Below are 19,227 nucleotides of genomic sequence, written 5' to 3' on the forward strand. Positions count from 1 at the left end.
CGGATGTAGCGCTTCGGCTCCACCCTGTTCCACACCCCACCCCATGACCTCACCACGAGCCATCGTCGCGAACTGGGAGTAGAAGCGATGAACCTATGGGCCCAAATTGCTCGCGCATCACTGACAAAATCGACCGGCGTCATGGGCTCGTCTCTTTGCCCTTAAGTCTAAGATTCCCGTCGAAGTGACGGCGAAGGACCGGCTGCAAACCCTCAATTGCCCTGTTCGCCCGTCGATGGCGAAAGGCCGACCTCATGCTTGGAAACCGTTTCGGGAAGGAAGTGATGATGTGGAGAGTTGAGAGTGTCCCCTCCAAGATTGACCATTTCTCGCTCAAAGGCACTTGCAGCGAGGAACTCGCGGAAGCGCTTTCCAGGCTTTCCCCGCAATCTCCAGCGCATGTACAGGGCGACAAGACGATCGCCTACGATATACATGCGATTACCAATGGCCCGATTGCAGTTATTGCCGCGCATTACGAGGGCGACCTAACGGTCCAGCACCAGGGACCGGCGGAGGCAAACATTATCATGCTTCCACTATATGGGCGATCGGTCGTTACCGTGGACGGCAGACAAATCCTGTCAGAGGGAAGGCGTGGCGTTTTCGTGAACAGTATGTCGGCGAGTACAACCCAATTCATTGGGCCCAGGAAACATTTGGGTCTTAGGATCTCCCATGATGAGCTGACGCGCCGTTTAGCACGTCGGCTCAATACGCCAATAAGAGGCAGCCTCGATTTTTCGCCAGAAATCGACCTATCGGTCGGGTTCGGCTCCCTTTTGGTGCAACTGGTACCAGTGCTTTATGCTGGATTACGAGACGGAACCCTCCTTCAATCGCCGATAGCACTTAATCTCCTCACCGAAACGACGATAGAGCTTTTGATCGAAGCTGCGCAGCATCGCTACTCACCTGAGTTATGCCGCGTTGCTGAACCACCCTTACCCAAGGCCGTTAAGCGGGCGGTCGACTATATGCGTGCCAATATTGCTCGGCCGCTATCTCTTGAGGAAATCGCAACGGCTTGTGGCGTGAGCCGACGCACTCTTCAGAGCGGTTTTCGCAACTTCCGAAATACGACCCCTCTGGCATTTCTGCAGCACCTACGGTTGGAATCAGTGCATCAGGAACTGATGACAGGCGAGCCTGGCATCTCGGTCAAGCAGGTCGCTCTGAAATGGGGCTTCATTCATAGAGGCAGATTTTCTGCGGACTATCGCAAGCGCTATGGAGTATATCCCTCTGAAACATTGCGTATATCGGAGGCGGATTGCGCCGACTGATCTACGATCAGTCAGCGCGCTCGACCGTCTTCGAGGCTTGATAGCAACAGAACTCTCCAGCAAACCGACTGGCTCGGCCCAAGATCTGTCTTGCAGATGATCCCCTGAACGCAACGATGTTCCGATCTGCGCAACGCAGTTTCAAATCAGTACAGGGGTTAATCATATGGTAAGTCTGCCGAGCTCATCTCATATGTAGCGGTCGATTTCACAATGTTCTTGACCGCGTCGCTAATGGAATCCGGTGTAATTTATAGTCCATGAGGAACGTATGTCCAGACTGCCGCTATCCCTACTTTTAATGATTTTGGCAATTATTCCGTTGACGGCGTTCGTACTCATCGGAGTATCAACATCACTGGGATATTACCACGAATATTCTATGTTCCGAAGCGCACAAACAACGCAGCAACTTGGGCGGGAAGGCGGATTCCTCGCCCAGGCTATAGCGGCGGAAGCGTTTGCAGGCGCCGACGTCCGTCGGGCGAAGCGAGCCGCATCGGACAGGGCTTTTACAGCGGTCTTTTCCGCTTACGACTCTTGGAAAAAGGCATTTGACGATCCGGCCATAGAACGGGCAGTGCAAATCATTCGTGAAAGGCGAGACAATATCGATAGCTTCCGCCGGCGCATCGATGACGGAACGGCGGGCGAGGCGGAGGGAGCCGTTGCCTTGCGCCCAGCTGCCGTTGCGGGTTTGGAGCTCGTCCGTCGCACTGGGGCGACTGTCAATAATTTGGATTTGGCACGCCAAATTACCGGTTTTCACGCGCTGATGCAGATCACGGAAGCTAGTTTGCTGGAGATCAGGCCCGGCCGAGCTTTCATCAAAAATTCAGCGATGTCCGTCGATCTATTTTCGTCCCTCTTACAATCAAAAAATCTAAAGCAGCTTTATGTGCCTACGATGCGCGAATTTCTCCCTGCCGATCTCGTCAAATCTTATGACGACTTCGAGGCCAGCGCCGCAGGCAAGTTCATCGCGGGCGTTCGCGATCAGATGTATGCGAACCAGCCGGGCGTTTCCTTCCCCCCCGAGACGTTGGATCGATGGAATGAAATCACCCAACAGCGGGCTGCTTTGTTGACCGAGCTCATAATGCGCACCGGCGACAAGTTGGACGAGATGGCATTTCAGCGGTACGCCGATCTTCGCAATGCCTTTATCGGCTACTCCGGCGCCACGCTTCTGATCATGTCTACGGTACTCATTCTGTGCATTTCGGTCGTTCGGAGAATTTCAAATTCCATTCGGACTCTGACAAGCCGAATGAAGGCACTCGCAGAAGGCGATACGTCGGCGCCGGTACCCTTGACGATCCGACGCGACGAGATCGGGGACATGGCGCGTTGCCTTGAGTTTTTCCGCGGCGCGGCCATACAAAAAAATCAAATGGAGACATCCGCGGAAGCTGAGCGCATTCGTTCTGAGAAAGAGAAGCTGGATATTCAGATAAGGGCTGAAAAAGAAGCAGATGAGCGCCTCGTTCGAGCGACGACGGCATTGGCAACCGGGTTGAAGCGGATGGCGGATGGAGACTTGATTTATGAGATTGAGGAGCCGTTAGCGCCACAGTTTGAAAGGTTGCGCGGCGATTTCAACGCTTCCATTCGTCAGCTCCGGGGCGCGCTTGTTACCGTCGGCCATTCAGTCGAAACGGTCACGAATGGCAGCTCGGGCGTCTCGGCCGCATCTGAAAATCTTTCAAGACGCACCGAGCAGCAGGCGGCTTCGCTCGAGGAAACTGCAGCGGCGTTGGAGGAAATAACCGTCAACGTTGCATCGACGACAAAGAGGACGGCCGAGGCGCGCGGAGCCGTCCAACAGATGCGAGATCATGCGGAAATGTCCGGTCGGGTTGTACGCAATGCTATCGGAGCCATGCATCGCATTGAAAACTCCTCCAAACAGATTTCGCAGATCATCAGCGTCATCGACACGATCGCCTTTCAAACGAACCTCCTGGCGCTGAACGCCGGCGTCGAAGCAGCGCGTGCTGGCGACGCGGGAAAAGGCTTTGCGGTTGTTGCCCAGGAGGTCAGGGAGCTTGCGCAGCGCTCAGCGACAGCGGCAAAAGAAATCAAGGATCTCATCGGCAATTCAGCTCTGGCCGTCGACGAGGGCGTAAGGCTCGTGAGCGAAACCGGATCGGGCCTGAGAACGATTGAAGAGCTTGTGCAGGATGTAAATCTTCATATGGACGCAATCGCAACGGCCTCCCAAGAACAATCGTCGGGCCTGCGCGAGATCAACGGCGCGGTTAATCATATGGACCATGCCACTCAAGAAAATGCGAGCATGGTCGCGGAGATGAATTCTGCAGGATCACACCTCGCCCAAGAGAGCCAAAGCCTAGCCGCGCTGTTGAGACATTTCCACTTCAAAGACGAGAGCGGGGATTTCAAGCCACAGAAGGTCTCGGGCGAACCTGGCAAGAGTTTCCCGGCCGGTCAGACAATGGTTGACCGCGGAAACTATCCGATGCGCCGCGGTAACCTGGCGCTCGCGCCTTCGAATGATGATTGGCAAGCGTTCTAAATCATATGGGCGGCGTCGCCGACCACAGTCAAATACACATCTTTGATGATTGTGAACGAGAGCGATATCCCGGTGGGGTAGCGGCATGGTACTCCGCCAAATGACTTGTGCGGTCCTAACAAAACCCTGGCTTGACGCATGATTGTTCAGCCACGTTACAAGAGGACTTGGCACATGAAACAGATACGTCAATCGGAACTAACATCCCGCCTCGGACAGCCTGTAGAAACGCAGATGGCGACTGATGCTCAAAACATCCAGGGGCGTCACGCCTTACGCAATGCGGTCAATGCCAGTCCTCCGCTTGCTACGGGCACGGCACCGCCATTTTCGGAGGCCTCCATTGTCCGGCCATCGCCCGGTCACGACGAGGATGTCGCGAGGCTTGGGCAACCCTTTGAGAAGTCTTTTCGGGCGCCCCCCCGGCAACCTGAGATAAACGTCGACATGCCATTCAACGCCGAAGAGATGTCCAGTGCCGTCGTACTCGACGCGATCCCGTTACCCGTCTTCTTCAAGAACAGAGATGGGGTACACCTTGGTTGCAACAGGGCGTTTGAAAGCTTCTCCGGTCGCTCAAGAGCAGAGATTATCGGAAAAACCGTTTTCGATTTGGTACCCGCACCCATAGCCGAGACGTATGCCGCGTTGGACGAGGCGCTTTTTGCAAATGGCGGTGTTCAGCAATATGAAGCAAAGGCCACCGCCGAAGATGGTGGCGTAGTTGATCTTTTACTCAGCAAAACAGCGATCACTGATATAGCTGGCAATAGGGTCGGCTTGGTTGGCGCGATGTTGGACATCACAGAGCGGAAACGTACGGAGCATGATCTCAAAGAGGCTCTTGAATTCGCAGAGGGAATTATCGCCGCCATTCCTGACGTTCTGTTCGAGGTAGATGCCGACGGTCGCTACCTGCAGGTCTGGGCCAGGGATCAGGAGCTCCTGGCGCAACCAAAAGAGGTGCTGCTCGGCAAGCTTGTCCGCGATTCGCTCCTTCCAGATCAGGCCGACATCGCTATGCTGGCTCTTGAAGAAGCCGATGAAACCGGCGCCTCCTACGGTCGATGTATCCGTATCGCCCTTCCGAATGGCGAATCCCGTTGGTTTGAACTGTCGGTCGCAAAGCGACCAAGCAGCAATCACTCAACCGTCACTTTTCTTGTGTTATCTCGCGATATTACAGAGCGAAAGCACGCCGAGGGAACAATCATTGAAGCTCGGACTCGCCTCTTGAGTGTACTGCAGACCATTCCGGACATGGTATGGCTGAAAGACGTAACAGGCAAATATCTGTTGTGCAATCATGCCTTCGAAGGATTGGTCGGCAAGGCAGAAGCGGAAATCGTCGGGAGAACGGATTATGATCTGTTTACTCCCGAACTCGCCCAGTTTTTTCGGGACAAGGATAAAGAGGCCATGCAAGCCGGCCGTATTCTCATCAATGAGGAACGGATCACCGATCACGAGGATGATCGATCAGTGCTTTTGGAAACTCGTAAGGTTCCGGTATTCGCGGGGGGAAAGCTGACCGGGATTCTCGGCGTGGCCCGCGATATCACCGAACTGGACACGTCCCGTAAGAAAATCCGTCAGATGGCATTCTATGATTCTCTGACCGGCCTCCCTAACCGGACACTTTTCAATGAGCAGTTACGCGAGATGATCAGGGACGCGGCTTCGGCGGGCCAGCGAGCCGGGGTGATGCTGATCGACATGGACCATTTCAAAGCGATCAATGACACTATGGGACATCCCGTCGGTGACGATTTGCTGCGGCAGGTGGCGACACGCATGAAAGAAGGCGTCCGTGCCAGCGACACAGTCGCGAGACTCGGTGGCGATGAATTTGCAGTTTTGCTGCCGAATGTTCAGGACAATGACGATTTGGCTCAAATTGCCAGCAGAATGCTCGCCGCATTCGGCGAACGCTTCATGCTTTCCGACAGGGAGATCTTTGTATCCTGCAGCATCGGGATATCGGTATTTCCAAATGACGGCGACGCTCCCGACGATTTGGTGAAATATGCAGATTCTGCGATGTATTTAGCGAAGCGTTCGGGGCGTAGCAACTTCCGATTCTACTCAAGGGATCTCACGATTGGGGCTGAAAAGCGCCTGGCGCTAGAATCAGACCTACGCCTAGCTATGAAACATGGGCAACTTGAACTCCATTATCAGCCAAAGGTCCTATTGGACAACGGAAAGGTGATTGGTTCAGAAGCACTGCTTCGATGGCATCATCCGAAGATGGGAATGATCCCTCCGGGAGAATTCATAGGTGTCGCCGAGGAAACCGGACTGATCATCGATCTCGGACGATGGGTGCTGCATGAGGCGTGTCGCACGGCTGCCATCATGAATGCAGATGGACTGCCCCCGCACAAGATCGCAATAAATTTGTCTCCTAAGCAGTTTCAATGCCCTCATTTGTCGCAAACGGTCGCGGACGTATTGCAGGAAACCGGTTGTCTTGCGGAGTGGATCGAGGTCGAAATAACTGAGAGTCTCCTGCTCCACAACTGCGAGGGCGTTTCGACGACACTCTCTCAATTGCATGCGAGCGGAATTTCCATAGCGATCGATGATTTCGGCACCGGCTACTCATCTCTGAGCTATTTGGCTAACTTTCCCATTGATACCCTGAAGATTGATCGGTCATTCATCAATCGATCAGACAAGCGAAGTAGAGAACTGGTGAAGGCAATTCTCTCGATCGCGCGCTGCCTAGGGCAAAATGTGGTCGCTGAGGGCGTGGAGACGGTCGATCAAGAAAAATTCTTGGTTGAAAGCGGCTGCGCTGTGGCACAAGGGTTCTACTATAGTAAGCCCGTCCCGAAGTCCGAACTTCTCGTCGCAAACGCACGCCCCGAGGCATCGAAACGTTAACGGACCTTGGGATTCGCTGTGCGATGATTGAGCATGACAGACCGGGACCACCTTATCGCCGCCACCGCTTTCCTGCTGAATTGTTGCCCACGCAGTGTGGCTTTATCTCCGTTTCCCTTTTGAGCCTAGGGATGGTCGAGGACATGCCGGCCGCTCGTGGAATCATTGTCTCGCACCAGACGATCCGCCTGCGGGCAGGTAAATTTGGTCGTACCTTCGCCAACGACATTCGCCGCCGCAGTTCCGGTCGGCTCGGCCACAAGTGGCATCTGGATGAGGCCGTTTCCGTGACAAGAAGCACTGGCTCTGGCGAACCCTAAATCAGGACGGATCTGTTCTGGATGTGCTCATACAAAGCCACCGCTATACCAGGCGGCCATGCGGGCCGCGCATCAGCCTGCTGCTGATGCTTGTTTCCATTCCAATCGTGATTGTTGCCGTGGCGCTGCTGATTGTGCGCGTGAAGTATGCGCTCGAGGCCGAAGCATAAACGTCACGGAATTTGATGTTCCGATGTGAGGGACGAGGGCGGACCGTCATTTTCACGCCAATGGGGGCGCAGGAAAGTGACCTTTATACAATGATTCTAGAGGCTTAGCGAAAATCAGGTAATCAATATTATGGAACAGGATCAGTAACAGCCCAGTAGAATATGCCCAGCATCCGGGGCGAGAGTGCCCAGGCCTTTCTTCGGAACCGGATTGTTTCTATAATTCCTGCTGACGCGACCAGCGGCATCCACCATGTCGTCAACCCCGCCCCAGGCCGGGCGGGGTAGCGTTTCGCAGCCTATACAGCGTGCAAGATCAGTTTGTTGGCCGCCAAGAAAGCGGATCTGCTGGATTGTCGAAATATTTAGCGGCAGCGTCAGCAGTCCACCAAGCTGCATCCTTCGGTTCGAGCCAGTCTTCAGTATTGGGATCGCAATCGGCTGGCAAATCCGCTTTTACATCATCGATCGTGTAAGGAATTGCCGGTCGCAGAATGGACTGTATCTTCGGACCTTGGCCCTCCAGAGTGCGCATCATCACGTCCCATACGAAACGAGCCTCGGAGCGCGGCGGCCAGAAGTGAAAGCTCCTGCTTACAAATTCAGGATTCTTACGCCAGAAGCATGATGCCGAAGCCTCTCCGCCAAGCACGATCGGCACTATCTCGCGCCCGGACTGGCGGACGGCGTTGATCACACCAGACTCAGCTCCCGACTGAACAATAATACCGTCAATTCGGCCAGGGTTAGCGGCGAGAAATTTCTGCAATTCTGATTGTGCGACGCTGTCTGTCCATTTCCCGTCAACCTGTCCGACGACGTTGATCTCGGGATAGTACTCCAAGGCTTTCGTGGCGCCGACTTGGAAGCTGTCTGAGGAGGCGAAGCCAGTGATTCCGGACACAAGCAACACATTGCCGCTGCCTTCGATCTCTTCAGCCAACCACTTTGACGCCTCAAAACCGCCTTGCATGTTATTCTCTGTCGCATTGATTGCGAACGGCGACGTCACATAACCGGAGTATGAGATAACAGGCACGCCTTTCGAATAGGCGTACTCTATTGTCGGGTTGAGCGCTGTAAGGTTGGAGCAGCATATGATTATGGCGTCGACACCATCATCTACCATCTGCCGCATTTGGCTGATCTGGGCGTTATCATCGAGATTGGACTGTGTAACGACGAGCTCGGATACCAGCCCAGCTTTCTTAAAAGTCGGCAGAAGCTCATTTGTAAACTCATCAAGGACGTTCGCACGCCATGTGTTGTCAGCGTAGCTCGAGGCGTAACCAATTTTCCACGGTGGCGCTCGCTTTGCTCTGAAATTCCGAAATACAGATTCTCCCGTGGGCAACCGCGGGTCCAATAACTCGTAGGTCTTCCGCTCTTCCCGTGGCAGTTCACTAAGCCCACCAGCCTTCACCGTCAGCGGCATGGCCAGCGTTGCGGCGAGAAAAAATCCAATAATCAACTCACGTACGCACACGGATAGACACCTTTCAAAGTCTGAGCACTGGAAGATAGTTTCTTTGTCTTTAGGTTGACCCGGCTGTGCTGAATCCTGCGGGACGGAGAGCGACAAAGAGCTACCAGGAGAGAGACCGGCGCATCGAAGCAAAATCGTGCGCTCGGTTATGTGACCTTCATTCGATTGGATGGCCGCATGGCGCGCCATCGGAATGCTTCGAATCTAACTACGGCTCCCTTATGCAGCGAGACTTACCCGATGAGCCGGCCTATCATCTGTCAACTTGAACCCAGCAAGCCGTTCGCTGAGTTCGATAGTCTGATCAGAAAGCGTCTTCGTTGCAGCGTTTGTCTGCTCAGCCATGGCTGCATTCTGTTGCGTCCCCTGATCAAGAACATTGACGTTGTTATTGATCTCAGCCAGCGAACTCGCTTGTTCGCGGCTGGAACTCACAATCTGGTCGATGCGATCAGAAATCTGCACGATTGATGCCGCTATACTGTGCAGAGCCTCCCCGGTCCTGCCGACGTAATCCGAACCGACGGCCACCTCTGACGAAGATTCTGAAATCAACTGCCGGATCTCGAGCGCTGCGGCTGACGATCTTTGGGCAAGCTCGCGTACTTCTTGTGCAACGACCGCGAAGCCTTTTCCAGCATCGCCGGCACGAGCTGCTTCAACGCCGGCATTCAGCGCAAGCAAGTTCGTCTGGAATGCAATCGTATCGATCAATCCTATGATCTGACCGATCTTGTAAGATGCATCCTGAATTCGTGCCATGGCGCTTATAGCATCAGTTACAATGATGGCCGCGCCCTCTGCATGTTCCTTGACTGCAGAAACAAACGCTTGTGTCTCGCAGGCATTCTCCGAGGAGTTCCTCACCGTCGCAGTCACCTGCTCAACGGCTGCTGCGGTTTCTTCGAGGGAAGCAGCTTGTCGTTCAGTCCGGCGTGACAAATCATCAGAGGCTTTGAAAAGTTCGTCGGTTCCCCATTTGATTTGTTGGGTGTTTTCGTCGATATGGGACACGGTATCCCTGAGGACGCACAGTGAGTGGTTGAAGTCACGCCGCAGTTGCTCGAGATTGGGATGGAAGTGGCGGTCGATGGTCTGCGAGATGTCTCCTCGCGCCAATCTAGAGAGTGCCTCCCCGAGTGTTTGTACAGCGCTGGACACTTCTTTCTCAAGCTGAGCACGTTCAAACTCACGATCCGTCCGCTCCTGATCAGCCGTTTTACGGTCGTCTTGCGCGCGGGCTTCAACCTCGAGCTTCGAGACCGCATTTCCGCGAAAAACTTCAAGCGCGCGAGCCATATCGCCAATTTCGTCTTTCCGCTGGCAGCCAACGATGTCTGATTGAAGATCACCGGTTGCTAGCCCCTGCATGCGCCTTGCGATCCGTTCGATTGGAGCGCGCAATGTCACCATGAGGCCGGCTCCGGCCAAGAGGGCGACCAAAACACCGGAGACGGTAGCAGCTGCGGACAATAGTCGGGCGAAATCACTTTCCCGGTGAGCGTCATGTTCCTGAGTCGACGCGAACGACACGAGATTTTTCCATATCGACTGGACGGTTTTATCCGCCTCTGCGTATTGCGCCTGCCGCCCTTCCGCGATCTTGACCAACTTCTCGGTATTCTGTTCGATGGCATTCCCCTGTAAGTAGAGGACCTCCTCCATTTTGGGGAAGTCTGGCAATGAACCGGCTACGCCTCCAACCGCTACGGTGTCACGAGTCAGTTTCGTAAGCTGCTCAATGAGTCGCTCCTGGTTTTCAATGCTGGCCGCCCGCAACAGGTTGTTTATCTCAATCTCTATCGAATCGGCATCCTGGCCTACCGATGCCACTGCCGCAATGAGCGTCTCCGATTCCGCCAATGGCTTATCCAAGGCTCGAACTGCGTGGGTTCCCTCGATCATATGCTGTATGGCGTGATCTCGCAGTCGCGGGGCAAACGCACTAAGGTCGATCCCTAGGCTGTGACGGAAAGCGCTATCCAGCCCGGAATTGGCGACGACGCTGGAGATTGCCTGTTCCAAGTTTGCGACTGCTTGTCCACCATCGCCCGTTGCAACGACGCGCTTGACGGTTTTCATCGCCTTTTTGATCATGAGCGCCTGTTGCTGTGCCTCGGGGGTTTGCATCGCGCTGGCCGGCAGATTCACCAAATTTTCCGACAACCGCTGCATAATTGCCGCCGTGTCGATTGAGCGGGTAGCCTCTCTGAGCATCGTTTTGCCAGAGTTTTCCTGGTTGCGGACCTGCGCACGGACTTTAACCGCGGCCAGCTTCAGGTCGGCCGCGACCTGCTTGATCTCGGTCAAGCTTGCGGCAACGTCACGACGAATGGACAGCTCATCGTTGTGCAGGGACCACATGCGGTCCATGCTGTCAGAAATCGCGGACATCGCGGACTCACTGCTTTCAAGAGCACGAGTGTCACTACCAACGTCAGTGGCGACTTCCTGAAGCGACAGCATCGTGGCGCCCTGCCCCCTTAGACTTGCCAGGGCCTCATCACGGTTCTCCGTAGAACTCTGCGCCAAAAACCGGTTCATGCTCTCAGAGACGTCCCGAAATCCGCTCAAAGTCTCGAGAACTTCGCTCGATAGCCGAAGGCGAGATTGCAGCAATCCGGTCGCCTGTAGGCTCACGACACCGACGGCCGCCAGGATCATGACCAGCGGCACCAGTACTAATAAGACTTTCGCTCTGATGCTGAAAGCGGATAGCAAGCGATCGACGAACATAAAACCTCCAGATGACTAAAGCGGGCACTGCCACCCATTTCTGGAGTTTTAGTTATTCGACCTAAACGAAGAGGAAGAAAGTTCGAATGCGGAAATGCAAAGTGCTTTACATCTTGTTAGGATTTCCACGTCGAATTGACGCTCAAACTATCAACTTTAACGACAAGTTAATGTCTTCTCGAGTTATCTTCGGAAGGGACTATCGTCAGGTTTCAGGTCGATGTGCAGGACGTTCCCCGTGAGCTTTCCAGACAGTTCTGGATTTGCGAGGAATTGGACAGCTTGAACAAGTGTCCTAAGCGTCTCACTTTGAACGTAAGATGTAGAACGCGCATTTCTGGTATGAACAGCGTTTATCCTAAGCCCCGAGTCGAAATACTTCTTCGCCATCGCACTCGTCGTAGTTCGTAAGGCCGCTTGGAGCACAGCTTCGCGGTCGGCCTCTAGCAGCGACTTCTCGTCAAACCAGGCGATATTCACAACAGCGAGTTCCTCTCCCTGGAGGCGGGAGCCGAAAGCACTTGTCACCCTTATCAGGTTGGAGACGGCATCAAGCCCAAGATCCGTAGCGGAAAGCGGTTCGGCGCATTCACGGCGACGGAAGGCTATGTTCACCAGAATATCGACCCGGCTCCAGCGTAGGTAGACCTGATCGACCATTGAATTGACATACACGTCCCTATTCAAATTGACCTTAACCGGAAACAAATTCGTCCCCGAGACTGCGGTTAATGAACTGAAGTCTGAAGGGTCGAGGTCACCTACGGCGACACGGTAGCCAGTTTCGAGGAAAGACTGCGCAAGACAGAAACCGACTGGGTTTGACGCGCCCACCAACACGCATACTTTGCCTGCATGAGAGCCGGCATCGGTTTGTCCTCCTTGGATAAACCCTTCCGTCGGCGGCGTCCGGCAAGCGTTGTGAGCCTTAGATCCTGGTTTCACGCGGAAAACGGTCCATGTGTGAAACCGTGAGATCCAGCAACTCGTTCGTATCTCAACAGGGAAACCACCACACACTTATCTCCAAATCACGTTGTCTCCCGCCTCTCCGACCCCAAGCCATGAGGACATGGAAGATGATCGACGGACAATCCAGCGATCCGGTTTCACGAGGTCTTTGGCCCGCGCCGGTTTGGTCTCGCCGTGCCACAGTTGGACCTTCCATGGAACAGCCCGTGGATGTCTCTGGGGAACGGCATCTTTCCGGAAAGTCCTACGCTTTCACACGCGGCTCTCTGACGCGTATGCATTCGTTTGGCCCTCAACGCTTGCACGCGCAGCATCGTCGAGCGCGTCAACGTCTATTGCAGACTGGCCTTCAGATAGGCACTCGCATTCTCGCGTTCCACGGTCGAGGTCGGTGGAATGATAATGCTGTCTTTCAAAAACTCGCTCATGTTTCGTTCCTTCAATAGCTGCAGGTGACAAGGTCGTTCCGCGCAATGCTCACGAAAGCGTGGCGTGCTTCCGCCACGTCACTGATAAATCCCTGCTAGACCTCGTCCTTCAGCGTCTCCTTCTGGGTAATAAGGCGGGCAGAGTGGTGTCCGGAGGTAAATGCCCAAAGCCAGCTCAGCGCGACCGCCATGCGGCTCCGTGTTCCGATCAAAAAGTAGATGTGGGCAAAGCCCCAGATCCACCAGGCGATGGAGCCCTTGAGCCGAAGCCTGCCGAAATCGATCACCGCGGAGCTTGGCCCTATGGTGGCAAGATTACCAAGATGCCTGTACTTGAAGGGAGGCGGCGCTGAGCGCTGCTTAAGGCGGGCGTTGATCACCTGGGCGACGTATTTTCCCTGCTGCTTTGCGGCAGGAGCGATACCAGGAACCGGCATTCCCTCGCCGGTCTTAACGCTCGCGGTATCGCCGACAACGAAGATCTCCGGGTGTTCTGAGATCGTGAGGTCGGGCTGCACGATAGCCCGCCCTGCTCGATCTGTCTCCGCCCCGACCCATACGGCGGCCTTGGATGCCTGCACGCCCGCCGCCCATATGACCGTACGGCTCGGGACGAACTCGTCCCCGATCGATATACCTTCCTCGGTGCAGTCGGTTACCGGCCGTCCCGTGCGAACCTCGACGCCCATCGACGCAAGGGATCGCTCGGCGTATTGCGATAACGCCTCGTGGAAAACAGGCAGAACACGCGGTCCTGCCTCTACAAGAAGAATACGCGCCAAAGTCGTATCGATGTTTCTGAATTCCTCGACAAGCGTCCTTTGAGCCAGTTCGGCGATGATCCCGGCCATCTCGACGCCTGTCGGTCCGGCGCCGATTATCGAGAAGGTCAGCATTGCGGCCCGCGCTTGGGGATCGGTTTCCAGCTCCGCCTTTTCGAACGCCAGGAGAAGACGACGGCGGATGGTGGTGGCGTCTTCCAACGCCTTCAGTCCGGGCGCAAAAGGCTCCCATTCATCCCGGCCGAAATACGCGTGACGGGCCCCTGTTGCGAGAACAAGGGTATCGTAGGGAATGGCATGACCGCCCTTGAGCGAGACGAGCCGCTTCTCGACATCGACGCCCACGACCTCGCCAAGAAGCGTTGTGACATCTTTCCTTCCACGGAAGACTGCGCGAATGGGCCAGGCAATCTCGGAGGTCGCCAGGACGGTCGTTGCGACCTGATAGAGCAGCGGCTGGAACAGGTGATGATTGCGTCTGTCGACGATCGTGATCGAAAGGTTTGGACATTTGAGATCCTTGGCCAATTGGAGACCGGCGAAACCGCCTCCCACGATGACAACTCGATGCTCCATTTCGTCCTCCCGCGAGCCTTTGAAAAAAACCCACCTCGAGCGCGTCCTTCGGTGTTGCACGATCGCAAGCTCAGTCGCTGATGCGACTGCTCACAATGATGGAAGGGGGGCTTACCAGCAACGGAAGCAACGGTTCGAGAACACGCTTGACGTTCGCAGATTCTCCGTGACGCGCGGCTGCCTCCTCGTTTGCCCAACCATCGAGAATGAAGAACGTATTCGGCTCGTCGGAGCGCTGGTAGAGATTGTAGTAGAGGCAGCCCTCTTCCTCGCGGGCAGGGCCGACAAACTCCTGGAGCAGTGTTTTGACACGGTCCCGGTTACGCGTCGATGTTTTAAACTCAACGATGAGATGCTGTTCGTCGGACTTGCTCGATGGCATGTGGGAAGCTCCTAATTGAAGACGATGACGGGCTTGATCACGCGGCCAGCTTCGGCATCGGCGATGGCCTCGTTGATTTTCTCGAACGGATACTTTGTGATCAGCTTCTGGAACGGGAACAGGCCGGCCTGGTTTAGTTCGACCAGTTGGGGGATGAAGAGCTGCGGGATCTGATCCCCGAGGATGGCACCCTGAATTTTCCGGTTGAAGACCATGAGGTCCAGCGGGATTGGAATATCCTTGCCGAGCGCGTCGAGCCCGAGGAGGACGACATGACCCCCTGCCCGCGTGCATTTGATCGTGTTCAGGATGACGGGAATGATACCCACGGCGTCGATGGCAAAATCGGCACCGCCGCCCGTCAAGGCGTGGATCTGCTCCACGACGTCTGGGTCCCTGCCGTTGATAGCGTGGGTCGCGCCCAACGTCTCAGCCATGGCCAAACGCTGCTCGTTCAGGTCGATGATGATGATCTTGCTGCACCGCCGGACCTTGGCGGCCATCACCGCAGCCATGCCGACCGCTCCCGCGCCGAACACGGCAATGGTTTGACCGATCTCCGGCTTCATGGCGTTGATGACGGTACCTGCTCCCGTTGCCATGCCGCAACCGAGCGGGGCCGCATTCGTCAGGTCGAAATCCTTGGGAAGCTGCGCGGCGTTGTTTTCAGTCGCCAGGATGTGGGTCGCGAAGGATGACTGGCCGACAAAGTTGCTGCCGATGCCGACTTCATCACACAGCAAGGCCTTCTTGCCGTTCGGACGAAGCCCCGTCAGATTGTACTGGGTGTAGTTCTGGCAGTTCATCGGGTGAGAGCGCCGGCAATCGCCGCAGAAGCCACATGAACTCTGGCTGAGCGCAACGTGGTCGCCCACCCTTAAATCTTGGACGTCCGCCCCGATGGCCTCGACGATACCAACACCTTCATGTCCTGGTATGACCGGGGCGGGAGGTCCAAATATCCCATCACGGAGCAACAGGTCGGTATGGCAGATGCCCGTGGCGACCGTCCGCACGAGAATTTCATTGCCTTCTGGATCCGCCAGCTCAAGTTCACGAAACTCAAGCGGAGCTTTCGGTTTTGCGGCCACGGCCGCCGTTATCTTCACCATTCTTATCTCCTGCATTCTCCCGCGTTGACACCGGGAATGACCTGTTTGGCAGATCCTTGCGGCTAGACGCGACCGACGCGTGCTCCGTAAATGATCGCAGCAAGCGCGATGATCCCGCCCTGGACGATCAGCTTGCCGGGCTCCTGGATGCCGAACACCGTCAACATCGCGAAGAGGAAACTGAAGGCGACGACCGCCACGAAAGGCCCCGCGACGCCACCGCGGTCGACGCCGAACGTCACCCCACCGAGAATCGTCGCGGCGAGAGCGTTCATGAAGGTGTCGAAGCCGGGCTTGATCGTGCCAACGGCCAGAGCCGACACCTGAACCAGGGCGGCGATGCCTGTCAGCGTGCCCGCAAGCGTATGGGAGACAAAAATCGTGCGGGCCAGAGGTATGCCTGTTATCTCCGCCGCCCTTGGATTGTCGCCGACAGCGCGGAAGTAGCGCCCGAGGATCAAGAAGCGGAACGCTAATGCGACGAGAACGGAAATCCCGATCCAGACGATCACGGAGTAAGACAGGCCGTAGATGTTCCCGCTCGTCAGGACGCGAAGCCAGCTTGGTGTCGAACCCGGTGCACGGCCCGAACTCATGAATTGGATGATCCCGATGAGGATCGCCGATACGCTCAGCGTCGCGATGACCGCGGAGGCGCGGACATAGGCCACGAGGGCGCCGTTGATCAGACCGACGGCAAGGCCGATGACGATCGGCATCAGGACCGTGACGAAGGGCGGGTAACTGTTGAGGAGCCCGGAGCTGGCGAGATAGATCGAAAAAGCAAAAACGCCACTGACCGAGAGATCAATAGAACGCACCCGCATGACAAGAGATTGCGCCAGCACCGCGATCCCAAGCGGTGCTGACTGTTTCAGGATCACGAACCAATAGTTTGGATTGATCAGCGTCGCGCTTACAGCGGGGGCCACAGCGATCAGGATTGCGAGCACGTAATATGCCGGGGGCAAACCGAGCACCCAGGAAAGTATGCGCCTGGCGGTGAGAGTGCGCGATGGCGTCACAATTTTCGCATCCGTTGTGGTCATCGAGAGGTCCATCTCTTTCAAAGTCCGATCGTTTTGCGACGCTGTGAGACGACGAGTGCTAGCAGCAGAAGGCCCTTCACGACCGACTGGAGGAATGCCGAGACGTTGGCGAGGTTCATCACGTTGTTGACGATGCCGAGGATAGCCGCGCCGGCCACAGTGCCGAGGATGCTGCCGATACCGCCAGCTAGGTGAACACCCCCCAGCGCTGCTGCGGTAACGGATTCAATTCCGAATGTGGCGCCCCCCTTGGGATCGCCCGAGGCAAGGCGACCTGCGAGGAACATCCCGGCAGCGCAAGCAAATAGCGCCGACAGGATGTAGGCCTTGATGACTGTGCGCTCGACCGGGACGCCATTCATGCGGGCATTGAAGTCGTTACCACCTGAAGCGAACAGGTAAAGGCCAAACGGCCTGCGATAAAGCAACCAGGCAGCAACGAACGTGGCGACGATCAGCCAGAGCAGCGAGTTTGGCACGGGCCCAACGGAACCCGCGACTGACGCCGAAAGCCATTCGGGCACCTTCCCGCCGGGGATAGGAAGAATGATGAGCGCCAATCCCTGGCCGATACCCATGGTTGCCAGGGTCATGATGATCGGATGGACTTTGAGCCTGGCTACGCCGTAGCCATTCGAGAATCCGAATGCGATCGCAACCGCAATGCAAAGCATGACACGGACAACCTCGGGCATGTCGAGTGTCATGATCGTAGTCGTCACGCTGATGATCGAACCAACGGAAACGTCTAGGCCGCCCGTCAGGATCACAAAGGTCTGGCCGAGCGCAGAAATGACAAGAACAGTGGATTGGGCCAGCAGGTTCGACAGATTCTCCGGCGCCAGAAATTGTGGAAGCAGGATAACCGAGGCGACCACCAGCACGAATAGCGTCCCGATCGACAGCCGGATCGCACCCGCCCTATAGGGTGCCTTCAGGAACTTTGCGACGGTATTCATGTATCCTCCTCAATGAACAGCGGCGCGCGGATCGTGCGCGGAGTTCGAACCGAGTGCGGTTCCCAGGATGGTTTCCTCTGTGGCATCAAGCGCGGGCATCTGTCCGACGATCTTTTTGTCGTGAACGACCAGGATGTTGTCACAGAGCCCGATCAGTTCGGGGTGCTCGCGTGACGAGACGATCACTGCACCGCCACGATCGGCAAAGTCGCGAAGCAGCTTATAGATTTCCGCTTTAGCGCCGACATCGACGCCACGTGTCGGCTCCTCGATGACAAGGATATCAACCCCCGAAAGCAGCCAGCGGCCAAGAAGGACCTTTTGCTGGTTTCCGCCCGAAAGTTTGCCGACGGGCGAGGCTGGGTCGGCAGCCGCAACACGGAGCGACTTTATGACATCGTGAACCCTGGAGATGGAACGCCATGCAACGCTCGCCATGTTCCGGTTCAACTGCTTGCCAAGTGCGATGTTATCGTAGATCGGAAGCCGAAGAAATAAGCCTTCCTGCTTGCGGTCTTCAGGAATGAAACCAATGCCGGCTGAGATCGCACTCGAAAAGCCGGAGGATACGTTCACACCGATCATGCTATCGTCGCGGCGACGCCGGACGGTCACAACTGCGGCGGTTTCGACCCCGACGACCGCACGCATGATTTCGCGCTGCCCCTGGCCTTCCAGCCCGGCCAGTCCGATGATCTCGCCCGTGCGTACGGAAAAACCGACTGGCGGGCCATGGTCATTGAGACGAAGCCCTGCCACGTCGAGCATCGGCGACCCAATGGTCTGCGCCCTCGGCGGAAAGAAATTCTGAAGCTCGCGTCCAACCATGTTTGCCACAAGCGTTTGGAGATTGAAGTCTTCTGCCCTGGCTGTCTTTACCCAAGCCCCATCCTTCATGACGGTGATGGTGTCGCACAGTTCGAACACCTCGTTCATCCGATGCGAGATGTAGACGACAGCCTTCCCTTGCGCCTTCAGATCGCGGATGACCTTGAAGAGATGAGCGACGTCCGTCGAGTTTAGTGCCGCGGTCGGTTCATCGAAAATGAAGACATCGGCATTGGATGTCAGACCTTTGGCGATTTCCACTGCCTGCTGCTGGGCAACCGTCAGCGTTTCCACAATCGCCGTGGCGTACAGTTGAGGGAAAACGTCGGCAAGCAGCTTGCGGGATCGCTCGACGACCTCGGCGGTGTCTATCGACCCATCGGCACGCCGCGGTTCGTGTCCAAGAAACATGTTTTCGGCGACCGTGAGATTGGGGATCAGGGTGAACTCCTGAAACACTGTCGACACCCCGGCGAGACGCGCTTCCTTGGGGGAACGGAAGGTCACCTCTTCTCCTCGCAGACGGATGCGTCCAGCGGTCTGTTGATAGACGCCGGCCAGAATTCGCATCAGCGTGGATTTTCCCGCCCCGTTCTCGCCCATCAATGCGTGGACGGAGCCGCGTTCAAGCGAAAATTGAACATTCGACAGGACTTTGGCCGCACCAAAGGACTTGTTGATGCCGACCATCTCGACAAGCATACTCATGAACA

At 56.0% G+C, this 19,227-nt stretch carries 12 protein-coding genes and 1 pseudogene; 4 read left to right on the top strand and 9 right to left on the bottom strand.

The features are described from left to right. The first annotated feature begins 254 nt into the window (after positions 1-254). From ATY77_RS18550 to ATY77_RS18565, 4 genes and pseudogenes are all read left to right on the top strand, one after another. On the top strand, positions 255-1,286 hold the full coding sequence (locus tag ATY77_RS18550; protein ID WP_170961507.1) for a helix-turn-helix domain-containing protein: 1,032 nt from the start codon (positions 255-257) through the stop codon (positions 1,284-1,286). Between the two features lie 271 nt (positions 1,287-1,557). Beyond that, positions 1,558-3,825, top strand: a complete 2,268-nt coding sequence (locus ATY77_RS18555; RefSeq protein ID WP_088688496.1) for a methyl-accepting chemotaxis protein — start codon at positions 1,558-1,560, stop codon at positions 3,823-3,825. 174 nt (positions 3,826-3,999) lie between these two features. Beyond that, positions 4,000-6,714: an EAL domain-containing protein gene (locus ATY77_RS18560; protein ID WP_088688497.1), complete on the top strand. Its 2,715-nt coding sequence runs from the start codon at positions 4,000-4,002 to the stop codon at positions 6,712-6,714. A 23-nt stretch (positions 6,715-6,737) separates the two neighbouring features. Then, positions 6,738-7,078 (top strand): annotated as a pseudogene (locus ATY77_RS18565) (IS6 family transposase); the annotation flags it as partial. A gap of 442 nt (positions 7,079-7,520) precedes the next feature. On the opposite strand, the gene ATY77_RS18570 reads toward ATY77_RS18565, so the two are convergent. The 9 genes from ATY77_RS18570 to ATY77_RS18610 form a co-directional block, all read right to left on the bottom strand. Further along, positions 7,521-8,639: an ABC transporter substrate-binding protein gene (locus tag ATY77_RS18570; RefSeq protein WP_088688604.1), complete on the bottom strand. Its 1,119-nt coding sequence runs from the start codon at positions 8,637-8,639 to the stop codon at positions 7,521-7,523. Positions 8,640-8,909: 270 nt separating this feature from the next. Further along, complete coding sequence (locus tag ATY77_RS18575; protein WP_088688498.1) at positions 8,910-11,426, bottom strand: HAMP domain-containing methyl-accepting chemotaxis protein; 2,517 nt, start codon at positions 11,424-11,426, stop codon at positions 8,910-8,912. Positions 11,427-11,609: 183 nt separating this feature from the next. After that, positions 11,610-12,266 (bottom strand): SDR family oxidoreductase, encoded by a 657-nt coding sequence (locus tag ATY77_RS18580; RefSeq protein ID WP_183621733.1) that lies wholly within the window; start codon positions 12,264-12,266, stop codon positions 11,610-11,612. Between the two features lie 655 nt (positions 12,267-12,921). Then, complete coding sequence (locus tag ATY77_RS18585) at positions 12,922-14,184, bottom strand: NAD(P)/FAD-dependent oxidoreductase (RefSeq protein ID WP_088688499.1); 1,263 nt, start codon at positions 14,182-14,184, stop codon at positions 12,922-12,924. A 70-nt stretch (positions 14,185-14,254) separates the two neighbouring features. Further along, entirely contained in the window at positions 14,255-14,566 is a 312-nt protein-coding gene (locus ATY77_RS18590) for a putative quinol monooxygenase (protein WP_088688500.1), read from the bottom strand. Positions 14,567-14,577: 11 nt separating this feature from the next. Then, the gene (locus tag ATY77_RS18595) at positions 14,578-15,678 is read right to left on the bottom strand and encodes an NAD(P)-dependent alcohol dehydrogenase (protein WP_088688501.1); all 1,101 of its coding nucleotides are present in this window, start codon (positions 15,676-15,678) and stop codon (positions 14,578-14,580) included. A gap of 62 nt (positions 15,679-15,740) precedes the next feature. After that, entirely contained in the window at positions 15,741-16,739 is a 999-nt protein-coding gene (locus ATY77_RS18600) for an ABC transporter permease (RefSeq protein ID WP_088688502.1), read from the bottom strand. Positions 16,740-16,744: 5 nt separating this feature from the next. After that, entirely contained in the window at positions 16,745-17,686 is a 942-nt protein-coding gene (locus ATY77_RS18605) for an ABC transporter permease (RefSeq protein WP_088688503.1), read from the bottom strand. A 9-nt stretch (positions 17,687-17,695) separates the two neighbouring features. Beyond that, positions 17,696-19,222, bottom strand: coding sequence for a sugar ABC transporter ATP-binding protein (locus tag ATY77_RS18610; protein WP_190237667.1), 1,527 nt, complete (start codon positions 19,220-19,222; stop codon positions 17,696-17,698). Positions 19,223-19,227: the final 5 nt, after the last annotated feature.

It is taken from the genome of Rhizobium sp. R634 (assembly GCF_002211305.1).
GTDB lineage: Bacteria > Pseudomonadota > Alphaproteobacteria > Rhizobiales > Rhizobiaceae > Rhizobium.